This window comes from Pseudomonas sp. KBN12P06040, assembly GCF_037574965.1.
Taxonomy (GTDB): domain Bacteria; phylum Pseudomonadota; class Gammaproteobacteria; order Pseudomonadales; family Pseudomonadaceae; genus Pseudomonas; species Pseudomonas aeruginosa.
The window spans coordinates 5,437,476-5,449,280 of sequence record NZ_JBBELS010000001.1; the positions used below are offsets into that span (position 1 = coordinate 5,437,476).

The 11,805-nt window shown below is 65.6% G+C and carries 8 protein-coding genes and 1 rRNA gene; 5 read left to right on the forward strand and 4 right to left on the reverse strand.

Features of this window, described 5'->3' with window-relative positions:
• Positions 1–283 precede the first annotated feature (283 nt).
• The 5 genes from mksB to VQ067_RS25735 all read left to right on the forward strand — a co-directional run bounded on the left by mksB (position 284) and on the right by VQ067_RS25735 (position 7,788).
• Positions 284–1,582 carry an Mks condensin complex protein MksB gene (gene mksB, locus VQ067_RS25715; RefSeq protein WP_003095037.1) on the forward strand — a complete coding sequence of 433 codons (1,299 nt, stop codon included), beginning with the start codon at positions 284–286 and terminating at the stop codon, positions 1,580–1,582.
• Positions 1,572–2,267 (forward strand): Mks condensin complex protein MksE, encoded by a 696-nt coding sequence (gene mksE, locus VQ067_RS25720; RefSeq protein ID WP_003095041.1) that lies wholly within the window; start codon positions 1,572–1,574, stop codon positions 2,265–2,267. The genes mksB and mksE overlap by 11 nt, the downstream gene beginning before the upstream one ends.
• Positions 2,264–5,110: an Mks condensin complex protein MksF gene (gene mksF, locus VQ067_RS25725; protein ID WP_003106141.1), complete on the forward strand. Its 2,847-nt coding sequence runs from the start codon at positions 2,264–2,266 to the stop codon at positions 5,108–5,110. The genes mksE and mksF overlap by 4 nt, the downstream gene beginning before the upstream one ends.
• A 111-nt stretch (positions 5,111–5,221) precedes the next feature.
• Positions 5,222–6,229, forward strand: coding sequence for an iron ABC transporter substrate-binding protein (locus VQ067_RS25730; RefSeq protein WP_003095046.1), 1,008 nt, complete (start codon positions 5,222–5,224; stop codon positions 6,227–6,229).
• Positions 6,230–6,249: 20 nt separating this feature from the next.
• A complete protein-coding gene (locus tag VQ067_RS25735; protein WP_033874569.1) occupies positions 6,250–7,788 on the forward strand; it encodes an ABC transporter permease in 1,539 nt (512 codons plus the stop codon).
• Positions 7,789–7,872: 84 nt separating this feature from the next.
• Here the strand turns inward: VQ067_RS25735 and VQ067_RS25740 are convergent, their stop codons facing one another.
• The 4 genes from VQ067_RS25740 to rrf all read right to left on the reverse strand — a co-directional run bounded on the left by VQ067_RS25740 (position 7,873) and on the right by rrf (position 11,748).
• On the reverse strand, positions 7,873–10,179 hold the full coding sequence (locus tag VQ067_RS25740; RefSeq protein WP_340080942.1) for a PqiB family protein: 2,307 nt from the start codon (positions 10,177–10,179) through the stop codon (positions 7,873–7,875).
• A complete protein-coding gene (locus VQ067_RS25745; RefSeq protein ID WP_003111274.1) occupies positions 10,172–10,792 on the reverse strand; it encodes a paraquat-inducible protein A in 621 nt (206 codons plus the stop codon). The genes VQ067_RS25740 and VQ067_RS25745 overlap by 8 nt, the downstream gene beginning before the upstream one ends.
• On the reverse strand, positions 10,779–11,486 hold the full coding sequence (locus tag VQ067_RS25750; RefSeq protein ID WP_011666770.1) for a paraquat-inducible protein A: 708 nt from the start codon (positions 11,484–11,486) through the stop codon (positions 10,779–10,781). The genes VQ067_RS25745 and VQ067_RS25750 overlap by 14 nt, the downstream gene beginning before the upstream one ends.
• A gap of 146 nt (positions 11,487–11,632) precedes the next feature.
• A 5S ribosomal RNA gene (rrf, locus tag VQ067_RS25755) occupies positions 11,633–11,748 on the reverse strand.
• Positions 11,749–11,805 lie beyond the last annotated feature (57 nt).

Here is an 11,805-nt window from a genome sequence, read left to right on the forward strand (position 1 = left end):
GTCGGCATTCATTTGGAATAGACAGGCCAGGGGACTTCAGCAGAAAGCGTGCCAGCCCCTGGAAGCCCCCATTCCCCGGACCAGGCGGGGCAGGAAAGTCCTTACGCAGTCATAAACTGCCGCTTTTCGACACCTCGATGATAGCCAGATGCCATCCGCCGATACCGGGCCCGTACCTGCGCCGCAGACGTGTCGACGGCCTGCATCGCACTCATCGGCGGCGTCTGCGTCGCCCGTGCCTTTGCAGTACAATCGGCGCTTTTTCCACGGACCGGCCCTCCCGATGATCGACCCCCGACGCGTACTGCGTGCGCTTGCCGAACACTGGGCCCTGCTCGAGCCTCTCTGCGAGCGCTTCGATGCCGGCACCCTGAGCCTGGCGGAACTGCGCAGCCAGTTGAACACCCAGTTACCGGAAAGCAACCCGGCGGAAATCACCGCCCTGCTCGACCAGTGGATCCGCCTGGATATCCTGGTCCCGGTGGCCAAGAGCCCCAACCGTTTCGAGCTGAACGCGCAGATCCACGACTTCCTCGCCTACCTGCGCCACGAGCATCGCCTTGGTCTGTGCCTGGAGATCGAGGCCTACCTGCGCCATCTGGAGCGCCTCGCCGGGTACATCCAGGACGCCTTCGAGACCCGCGACAGCCAGGACCTGGCGCGCCAGCTGCGACTGCTCGACATGCGCGTGCGCGATGTACTGAAGAAGCTCGGCAATGACGAGCAGGCACTGATCGGCGTGGCCGAGCGGGCCAAGACCAGCGACCGGCAGATTCCCCTGGCGCAGCGCTACGCGGAGGTCCTGGCGACCTGGGACGAGTACGTCGAGCCGATGATCCAGCTGGTCAGCGCCGACGGCGCCTTCGAGCAGGGCGTGCGGCGGGTCGAACAGGTCCTGCTGCGCCTGCTAGGCGAACAGCAGCGCCTCGGCCACCTGGTCGACGACGACCTGGTGCTGCGCACCCACGCGCGCATCCTCGAGATGCAGACCAACGCCCAGCTGACCCTGCGCCGCGCCCGCGAATTATTGCTGCCGCTGCGCGAGGAAGCGCGCCGGCACAACGCGGTGACCCGTGGCGCCGCCCTGGCGCTGGCGGCGATCCGGCGCAAGGGCCTGGACGCCGTGCCGCAGGCGGCGATGCCGCTGTTCACCCGGCCGCAGAGCACCTTCCTCGGCACCGCCTCGCAGGTCGAGAGCTACGTCTTCGCCCTCGCCCGCTTCGAGCCGAAGCCGGCGCAGTTCCCCAAGTCCAGCGGCACGCGCAAGAGCAACGGGCCGGCGCGACCACCGCGGACCGCGCGGGAAATGATCGAGCGCTGCCAGGCGGCGCTGCCGCTGCCGGACCTCATGCAATGGCTGCTGGCCCAGGAACCGGACGGCGCCACCGACGAGTTGCTCTACTGGTTCTCCCGGCTGTCGCGCGACGCGCGCTTCCAGCGCGAACGCCTGCAACGCCGCGAGTACGAAACCACCGAACATTGCGTCAGCCTCTGCTCCTTCGCCCTGAACCCCGCCGCCAAGGACAAGGGCCAGGCCAGGGACGCAGACACCCTTTCCGCGAGCGAAACCCATGCATCTTGATCTCTCCGAACTGACCCAGCTCGCGCCGATCTTCCGCGAGCTGTTCAAGGGCTACCACATCAGCCACCGCGACCCCGAGCTGTACACCCAGCTGTCCTCGCACCAGGACCAGTACCGCGGCCTGTTCCGCGCCATGGGCTTCGAGCTGGTCTGCGACACCCGCGGCTTCTACTACTTCGTCCCGGAGCAGGTCGGCGCCCAGGTGAACAAGACCGCCCAACGCCTGGCGCTGTTCACCTTCATCCTCGTCGAACACCTCGCCGACCAGGGCCGCGACCCGCTGTCCGTGCTGGACGGCGGCAGCATCGGCCGCGAAGAGCTGCCGCCGCTGCTGGAGAAATACCGCGACCTGTTCCTCCAGGCCGAGGTGCAGACCCAGGAAGAACTGGAAGAGAAAGTCATGCGCCGCCTGACCCAGCTCGGCTTCGCCTCCGAGGACAGCGGCGTGTACCGCTTCATGCCGCCGATGCACCGTTTCCTCGACGTCTGCCTGTCGGTGCAGCAGGACCGCAACCTGTCCGCCAGCCTGCACGCCGACCTGCCGTTGCAGACGCCGGTGCTGGTCGATGACGGCGAGATCGAACCGCTGATGGCCAGCGACGAAGAATTGTCCGAAGAGAGCGAGGAAGACGCCCTCGCCCGTGCCATCGCCGAAGAACACGCGCAACAGGAGGCTGACGCATGAGCCAGACCCGCTACGGCATCCGCCGCTTCGCCCTGCTCAATACCGCCGGCTACAGCCTGGGTATCTTCCCGCTGGAAAACCCGCTGTCGATCTACGGCGCCAACAACCTGGGCAAGAGCGCCTCGATCAACGCCCTGCAGTTCCCGATCCTTGCCCGCCTGTCGGACATGAGCTTCGGCAAGTACAGCATGGAGCAGTCGCGGCGCTTCTACTTCGCCTCGGACACCAGCTACATCCTCCTCGAACTGATGCTGCCCCACGGTCCGCACGTGATCGGCGTGGCCGGGCGCGGCCCGGGCGGCGGCTTCGGCCACCAGTTCTTCGCCTACGCCGGCGAGCTGAGCCTGGACCACTACCAGAAGAACGGTACCTGCCTGCGCCAGCGCGAGCTGTTCGCCAACCTCGAGCGCGAAGGCATCAAAGCCTACGAGGTGAAGCCGGAAGAGCTGCGCCGCCTGCTGGTCGGCGGGCACACGTCGATCCCGCTCGACCTGACCATGATCCCGCTGCGCTCCACCAGCGAGCAGAGCCTGAAGACCTTCCGCTCGCTGTTCATCAACCTGCTGCACATGCGCGAGATCACCGCGGCCAAGCTCAAGCAGCTGTTCCTCGACGCCTTCGAGCACAGCCTGCGCTCGGGTAACGTCGACTACATCGCCGCCTGCGAGGAGGCCTTCCGCGACGTGCGGCGGATGGAGCAGGACTACCAGGCGCTGGTCGCCGCCGGCCCGCTGGTGGAAGCCCTGGCCAACGGCGTGACCCAGCGCGACGTACTGCGCGGCAAGATGCACCGCCTTTCACCGCTGCTCGACAGCCTGCTCGGCACCTGGCACGACTACGCCGGGGCGCGCCGCGAGGAACTGCTGATCCAGCACGAGCAATACCGCGCCGAGCAGGACGGCCTGCAGAACGAACAGCGTGGCGGCACCCAGGAGCTGATGCGCCTGGAGCGCGAAATCGCCGGCATCCAGCGCTGGCTCGGCGAACTGTCGGTGCTCAAGACCCGCTTCGCCCTGGTCGACGACGCCAAGGTCCTCGAACAACAGCTGCTCGCCGCCAAGGATGCCCACGACGAACTGGCCGGCGCCCTGGCCCATTCGCGGCAGTTCTCCAGCGAAGACCTGGAAGAGCGCCTGCGCGACCTGGAAAAACGCCTGAAGAACGTCCGCCAGCAGCTCGAACACGCCGACAACAACAGCTACGCACGCCTGCGCGAGGAGTTCAGCCAGCAAGACGTGGAACGCCTGATGCGTCTGTTCAACGGCGCGCTGTTCAGCCTGCCGCTCGGCGAGAACGGGGTGAACCTGGATGACGGCGACGTCTGGGTGAAGAGCGTCGAAGCCATCCTCGACCACTTCAAGGGCGAGCATTTCGAAGCCCCTGGCCTGAGCATCGACCTGTCGCACATCGAACCGCCGGCGTTGCAGGCCCTGGCCGACCGCGCCGCCCTGCGCGACCAGAAGGAGCGCCTGGAGAAGGAGCTGAAGCAGCTCAAGACCCAGCAGAGCGTCGCCGCCGACCGCGCCGCGAGCAAGGCCCAGGCAGAGAAGCTGTACCAGGACGTGCTGGATGCGCAGAAGGCCCTGGAAGACTTCCGCCGCACCCAGACGCTGACCGCCGAGGAGCCCGAGAAGCTCGCCGAACTGGCCCAGCTGGAGGCGTCCCAGGACGAACTCAAGCGCTCCAGCGACGCCTTCGCCGAGCGCGTCCAGCAACTCTCCGCGCGCCTGCAACTGGTGGCCCGGCAACTGGGCGACCTGGAGGCCAAGGAGCGCACCCTGGAAGATGCCCTGCGCCGCCGCCAGCTACTGCCGGCCGACCTGCCCTTCGGCACGCCGTTCATGGAGCCGGTGGACGACTCGCTGGACAACCTGCTGCCGCTGCTCAACGACTACCAGGACACCTGGCAGGCGCTGCAGCGCATCGACGGGCAGATCGAGGCGCTGTACGCCCAGGTGCGCCTGAAGGGCGTCGCCAAGTTCGATAGCGAAGACGACACCGAGCGCCGCCTGAAGCTGTTGATCAACGCCTACGCGCATCGCCAGGACGAGGCCCTGACGCTGGCCAAGGCGCGCCGCGCGGCGGTCACCGACATCGCCCGGACCCTGCGCAACATCCGCAGCGACTACGACAACCTGGAACACCAGTTGGCCCTGTTCAACCGCGAGATCAACAAGCGCCAGGTGTCCAACCTGCAGAGCTTCCGCATCGTCCTCGCGCCGAACAAGGATGCGCTCAAGCACATCGACCAGATCATCCACAGCGCCGGCCAGTACGAGGAAGGCGAGAACCTCTCGGTGTTCGACCTGACCCAGAGCGCCGAGCAGGACGCGAAGAACGAGGAGGCCAAGGAATACCTGGCCCGCCTGGTCGCCGCCAACCACAACCAGTTGGGCCTGAAGGACCTGTTCGAACTGGCCTTCGAGATCACCAAGGTCAACGGCCAGCCGATCATGCACACCGACATCGACGGCGCCGCCTCCAACGGCACCACCATGACCATCAAGGCGCTGACCAACATGTACCTGTTGCTGCACCTGATGGACCGCGAGCAGGCCGGGCGCGTGCGCCTGCCCTACTACCTGGACGAGGCGGCGGACATCGACGAGCGCAACCAGGCCGCGCTGCTGGAGACCAGCCTGCAACTGGGCTTCGTGCCGATCCTGGCGAGCGTGAAGCCGCAGGTTTCCGCACACGTGGCGATCGACCTGGAAGGCGGTAGCGGCCCGAACGGCATCTATATCGACGAAGCCGACTGGAAATACATCCGTCGCCGGGATGCCGCCGCCAGCGGCGAAACCCGCGCAGCCAGCGAGCCGGAGGAAGCCGGCGAACCGGCGTGAAGCGTCTGCCACGGCCCTGCCTGACAGGGCCGTGGACTTTTCCGATAGGCCCGAAGCTCCCGCGAAGATATAATTGGTTACATTCGCATTTGTAACCCACGGGGAGAATCCATGCCTGTTCGACTTCTCAACCGTTTCCGCCACGCCGCCCTGGCGTGCCTGCTCGGTTCGCTTTCCCTCAATGCGGCGGCCGATCCCGTCACCCTTACCCTCTACAATGGCCAGCACGCCGCCACCGGTATCGCCATCGCCAAGGCCTTCCAGGACAAGACCGGCATCCAGGTGAAGATCCGCAAGGGCGGCGATGGCCAGCTCGCCAGCCAGATCACCGAGGAAGGCGCGCGCTCGCCGGCCGACGTGCTCTACACCGAGGAATCGCCACCGTTGATCCGCCTGGCCAGCGCCGGCCTGCTGGCCAAGCTGGAGCCAGAGACCCTGGCCCTGGTCGAGCCGGAGCACGCCGGCGGCAACGGCGACTGGATCGGCATCACCGCCCGCACCCGGGTACTGGCCTACAACCCGAAGAAGATCGACGAGAAGGATCTGCCGAAGAGCCTGATGGATCTTTCCGATCCGTCCTGGTCCGGCCGTTTCGGCTTCGTGCCCACCAGTGGCGCCTTCCTCGAACAGGTCGCCGCCGTGATCAAGCTCAAGGGCCAGGAGGAAGCCGAGGATTGGCTGACCGGCCTGAAGGCCTTCGGCTCGATCTACACCAACAACGTCACCGCCATGAAAGCCGTGGAGAACGGCGAGGTCGACATGGCGCTGATCAACAACTACTACTGGTACACCCTGAAGAAGGAAAAGGGCGAGTTGAACTCGCGCCTGCACTACTTCGGCAACCAGGACCCGGGCGCGCTGGTCACCGTCTCCGGCGCCGCAGTGCTCAAGTCCAGCAAGCACCCCAGGGAAGCCCAGCAGTTCGTCGCCTTCATGCTCAGCGAGGAAGGCCAGAAGGCGATCCTCAGCCAGTCCGCCGAGTACCCGATGCGCAAGGGGATGCAGGCCGATCCGGCGCTGAAGCCGTTCGCCGAACTGGACCCACCGAAACTGACCCCGGCCGACCTGGGTGAGGCCAGCGAGGCCCTCAGCCTCGAACGCGACGTTGGCCTGAATTGATCGGCGCCGCCTCCACGCCCGTGCGCCTGCGCACGGGCTCGCGCCGGCGAACGCCATTCTGGTTGTTCCTGCCGGTCCTGCTCCTCGCCCTGCTGGCCAGCCTGCCGCTGCTCTACGTCGCGGCCAAGGCCTGGGACGCCGGCTGGCACACCGCCTGGCAACTGCTCTGGCGCCCCTACGTATTCCGCTTGCTGGGCAACACCCTGTGGCTGATGTTCGGCGTGACCCTGCTCAGCGCCCTGCTCGGCCTGGCCCTGGCCTGGTGCGTGGAGCGCAGCGACCTGCCGGCGCCGCGCTTCTGGAACGTGGTGCTGTGCCTGCCGTTCGCCATCCCCGCCTTCGTCAGCAGTTTCACCTGGGTTTCGCTGAGCCCGATGTACGAAGGCCTCGGCGGCGCCATCCTGGTCATGACCATGTCCAAGTATCCGCTGGTCTACCTGCCGGTAGCGGCGACCCTGCGCGGCATCGATCCTTCCCTGGAGGAGTCGGCGCGGATGCTCGGTCTGTCACGGCGCCAGGTGTTCCTGCGGGTCACCCTGCCGCTGCTGCGCCCGACCCTGGCCGCCACCGGACTACTGGTGGCGCTGCACATGCTGGTGGAGTTCGGCGCGCTGTCGATCCTGCGCTACCAGACCTTCACCACAGCCATCTACCAGGAGTTCGAACTGGAGTTCAGCAACGCCACCGCGGCGATGCTCTCCTCGGTACTCCTGGCACTGTGCTTCCTGCTGCTCTGGCTGGAGTTGCGCATGCGCGGCCGCGGCCGCCTGGTACGCACCGGCCAGGGCAGCGCGCGGCGGGCCGAACGAGTCCGCCTGGGGTTCGGCAAGTGGCCGCTCCAGGCGCTGCTGGCGACGCTGGTGCTGGTCGGTACCGGTATCCCCCTGGTGATGCTCGGTTATTGGCTGTACGAAGGCTCCTCGGCCAGCTTCCCGCTGATGGAAATCGCCTCGACCCTGCTTTCCTCCCTGTCGCTGGCCTTCGGCGGGGCCCTGCTCAGTTGCCTGCTGGCGCTGCCCGTAAGCATCCTGGTGGTGCGCTACCCCGGCGCCCTGGCGCGTTGGACCCAGCGCCTGCCGTATCTGCTGCAAGCGTTGCCGGGACTGGTGATCGCCCTCTCGCTGGTGTACTTCTCGCTGCACTACCTGCCAGCCACCTACCAGACCACCGGCTTGCTGCTGGTCGCCTATGCCCTGCTGTTCATGCCGCTGACCCAGGCACCGATCCGCGTGGCCCTGGAAAAGGCCTCGCCGCAGTTGGAGGAAGCCGCCCGCACTCTCGGCCAGACGCCCTTGATGGCCTTCCTGCGGATCACCCTGCCGATCATCTCGCCGGCCATCGGCGCCGGCTTCGTGCTGGTGTTCCTCGACACCATGAAGGAACTGACCGCCACCCTGGTGCTAGGTCCCACCGGGCTGTCGACCCTGGCCACCTCGGTCTGGGTGCACACCGCCAACCTGGAGTACGCTGCCGCCGCACCCTACGCCGCGCTGCTGATCCTGATCTCCGGCTTGCCGGTGTACCTGCTGACCACCCGGGCGCATCTCAGCACTCACTGACACCCACTCCCCAGCATGCATGCATGCATGAACGAAAACGCCGCTTACCCAGGTAAGCGGCGTTTCTTTTTGCCGATCCGACAATCAGCGGCGGGCGGTTTCCTTCAGAGGAATCTTCGGCGCCCACTCCAACCATTCGTCATTGGCCGAATCGAACAGGGCGAAGGTCTGCCCCGGCTTGGCGGGCTCGCCCATCTGCGCATTGTTCGGGGTGGCGAAGGCAATGCCGCCCTCCATCAGCGCCTCCATCGACTCGGTGCGTAGCGACAGCCCCTTGAACAGGCTGGCGTCGACGCCGAAGCCGCTGGCATTCCAGAAACGGCTGCCGGTACGCACCAGCGGTACGTAGCGCGGTTCGATGAGGATGCTGATCAGCACCCGGTCGGCCTGTTCGCCCAAGGCCAGGTCGACGACCTTGCCCACCGGGATCTGCCGGTAGGTCACCAGGTTGCCCGGCTTGATCGAGCCCTTGCGCGGCGCGCTGAGGGTCAGCCGCAGGCCGTTTTCCCGGCCCAGCAGGTTGGGCGCTTCGGCGAGAGTCTGGAAGCGTGCCTGGCGCTCGCCCGGCGTGCTCGACGGCAGCGCCTCGATGTAGGGGCCGCTGACCAGGGTTCCGAGGTTCTCGGTACGCAGCAGGCCGAGCGCCGGACGCACCACCCAGAAGCGGGTTCCGCTGCGGGCGACGCGCTCGCCGGCGGAAGTCAGGCGGGCCTTCATCAGTACCCCGGAGAGGTCCGGGTTCAGCTCGACGCTTTCGATCTTGCCGATGTCCAGGCCCTTGAAGCGGATCGGCGTGCCTTCGCGCAGGCCGTCGGCATTGTCGATGCTCAGCTGGATCTCCACGCCACGGGCCATCGCCGCCTCCTCGCTGTCGAAGAGGGTGAAGCGACGCACCTTGGTCACGGTCGGCGCCTTCGGATCGAGGGTGTCGAAGGAAATCCCGCCGGTGATCAGGGTCTGTAGCGACTCGCTCTTCACCTGCACGCCGCTGAGGTTGCCGGTCAGGGTGATCCCGCTGGAGTTCCAGAAGCGCGTCGAGGTATTCACCAGGTGCGCGTACTCCGGCTCGATGTGCACACCCACCACCACTCGCTGGCGGTCGCGCGACAGCTGGTAGCTCTGCACGCTGCCGACGCGGACCTGGCGGTAGAGGATCGGCGCGCCGATATCGATCGAGCCGAGCTTGTCGCTGGTCAGCACCAGGTGCAGGCCGGGCGCGTCGGTGTTCAGCGGCGGCGCTTTCGGGCGGATGGTGAACTCGCGACTCGGCGCGCCGCTCTTGGCGAAGCGCACGTCGATATAGTTACCTTTCACCAGAGCCTCGAGGCCGGTGATGCCGGCCAGGGAGATGCTTGGCTTGACGGTCCAGAATTCGGTGCCTTCCAGCAGCATGTCCTCGACCCGCGGATCCATCGCCAGGTCGGCAGTGGCGCTGCTGTAGTCCTTGCCCATGTCGATCGACTTGACTAGGCCGACCTGCACGCCGTTGAACATCACCGGGGTGCGGCCCGGATCGATGCCGCTGACGTCGTTCATCTTCAGCTTCACGCGCAGACCGGCCTGGGCCGCGTCGTAGTCGTCGTACAGGCGGAACGGCTTGCTCGGATCGGTCGGCGGGCTGTCGGTGCGGTTCTCCGGGGTAGAGAAGGCAATACCGCCGGCGACCAGGGTCAGCAGCGACTCGCTGTGCACCTTGAAGCCGGACAGGCCGCCGGAAATGGAGATGCCGCTGGCGTTCCAGAATCGCGTGTGCTTGCGCACCAGGTCGGCGTAGGCCGGCTCGATGTGCACCTTGATCTCGATGGTCCTCTGGTCATCGCCCAGCTGGAAGCTCTTCACCTGGCCGACCTGGATCTGCCGGTAGAACACCGGGCTGCCCTGCTCCAGGGAGCCCAGGCGATCGGCCTTGAGGGTCAGGTGCAGGCCGGGCAGCTTGTCGGAAAGGGGTGGCGGCTCCTTCAACGCGGTGAAGTAGCGTTCTTCCTTCTCGCCCTTCACCGGATCGACCGCGATGTAGACGCCGGAGACCAGGGTTTCCAGGCCGGTGACGCCAGCCAGGGAAACCCGCGGCTTGACCAGCCAGAAGCGGGTGTCCTTGCTCAGATATTCCTGGGCTTCCTTCTTGATCTCGATGGTCGCGACCACGCCCTTGATGTCCTTGCTGACATGCAGGTCGGTCACCTTGCCCACCGAGATGCCCTTGTACAGCACCTCGGTCTTGTTGGCCTGGATCCCGTCGCCGCTCTCGAAGCGAACCTGGATGTCCACGCCGGCCTGGTCGAAGGCACGCCACGCCAGCCAGGCACCGATGGCCAGGGCTACCAGCGGCAGCCCCCAGATCGCCGACCAGTTCGAGGTCTTGTGTTTCTTCGGACTTGGCAGATCACTCATTCTCGTCATCCAGATTGGTGTTGTCCCAGATCAGCCGGGGGTCGAACGTCACGGCGGCGAGCATGGTGAGCACCACCACGCTGGCGAAGGCGGCGGCGCCGAGGTTGGCCTCGATGCTCGCCAGGTTGCCGAAATTCACCAGCGCCACGAGGATGGCGATGACGAAGATATCGAGCATCGACCAGCGCCCGATCCATTCGATGAAGCGATACATCAGGATACGCTGGCGGGCCGACATCGGCTGGTGCCGCTGCACCGAATAGAGCAGCAGGGCGATGCCCACCAGTTTGAAAGTAGGAACCAGGATACTGGCGACGAACACCACCATGGCGATGGGGAACATGTCGGCATGCACCAGTTCGACCACGCCCTCCATGATGGTGGCGGGCATTCCGCTGCCGAAGAGGTTGACCGTCATGATCGGCAGCAGGTTGGCGGGTATGTAGAGGATCGCCGCGGTGATCAGCAACGCCCAGGTGCGCGTGAGGCTGTTTGGGCGCCGGGCGTGCAGCACCGCACCGCAGCGACTGCAACGCGAATGCTCGTCCCCGTCGGCGCGATTCAACTGGTGGCACTCGCCGCACACCAGAATTCCGGCATCAAGCGCGCGCATCGTCGTCCTCGCCGCCCAGCGCTTCCCATACCTGGTGCGGCGACATGGTGACCTCCAGCCAGACCTGGGTGAACAGCAGCGCCACGAAACAGGCCAGGCCGACGCCCAGGCTGAGGTCGGCCATGTCGATCAGCTTGACGATGGAAACCAGGATGCCCATGAGGTAGACCTCGAGCATCCCCCACTCGCGCAGATGGTGATAGCCGCGGTAGAGCAGCATGCCGATGTGACGGGCGATGCCGAAACGCACGCTGATCATCACCAGCAACTGGCAGAGCAACTTGACCAACGGGATCACCATGCTGCACAGGAATACCAGGATGGCGACGCCCTGCATGCCACTGTCGTAAAGACCGAGCACTCCCGTCCAGACCGTATCGCTGCGGGTCTGGCCGAGCAGGCTGAGATTCATGATCGGCAGGAAATTGGCTGGGATATAGAGAAATAGCGCCGTCAGAACCAGCGCGAAGCAACGGCGTTTCCATTGATGGCGATGCGCGGCCAACTCGAAACCGCAGCGCGGACAATTGGCTTTCTCGCCCGGACCCAGGGGTTCCCGGCGCATCAACAGATCACACTCATGGCAAGCAACCAGTTCTTCCAGGGGAAGATCCTGCAGGCCACGGACATCGGTATCGGACATGAATGAGCTCGGCTGGATTTGTCGGCTATTGTAGACGAGCGCACAGTGCAAATCGCGTCTCCCATGCCCTCGGAAGTACGCCGCCCGGCAGCTCTCGAAGTTTTTCGATTATCGTCCGCAGCGCTGCTGGCTTGCCACTTTTCCGCGCGCAAAAGCAAAACCCCCGGTCATCGCTGACCAGGGGTTTTGGGATAGGAGCTTGACGATGACCTACTCTCACATGGGGAGACCCCACACTACCATCGGCGATGCGTCGTTTCACTTCTGAGTTCGGGAAGGGATCAGGTGGTTCCAACGCTCTATGATCGTCAAGCAATTCGGTTGGATATCCGTTCGCTTGGGCTTACGTCTATCCGGATTCAGGTATGTG

Excerpts from the sequence above, each read along its gene's own strand:
- VQ067_RS25730 (WP_003095046.1), top strand. The coding sequence starts at position 5,222 with ATGCCTGTTCGACTTCTCAACCGTTTCCGCCACGCCGCCCTGGCGTGC.
- mksB (WP_003095037.1), top strand. The coding sequence starts at position 284 with ATGATCGACCCCCGACGCGTACTGCGTGCGCTTGCCGAACACTGGGCC.
- mksF (WP_003106141.1), top strand. The coding sequence starts at position 2,264 with ATGAGCCAGACCCGCTACGGCATCCGCCGCTTCGCCCTGCTCAATACC.
- VQ067_RS25740 (WP_340080942.1), bottom strand. The coding sequence starts at position 10,179 with ATGAGTGATCTGCCAAGTCCGAAGAAACACAAGACCTCGAACTGGTCG.
- mksE (WP_003095041.1), top strand. The coding sequence starts at position 1,572 with ATGCATCTTGATCTCTCCGAACTGACCCAGCTCGCGCCGATCTTCCGC.
- VQ067_RS25745 (WP_003111274.1), bottom strand. The coding sequence starts at position 10,792 with ATGCGCGCGCTTGATGCCGGAATTCTGGTGTGCGGCGAGTGCCACCAG.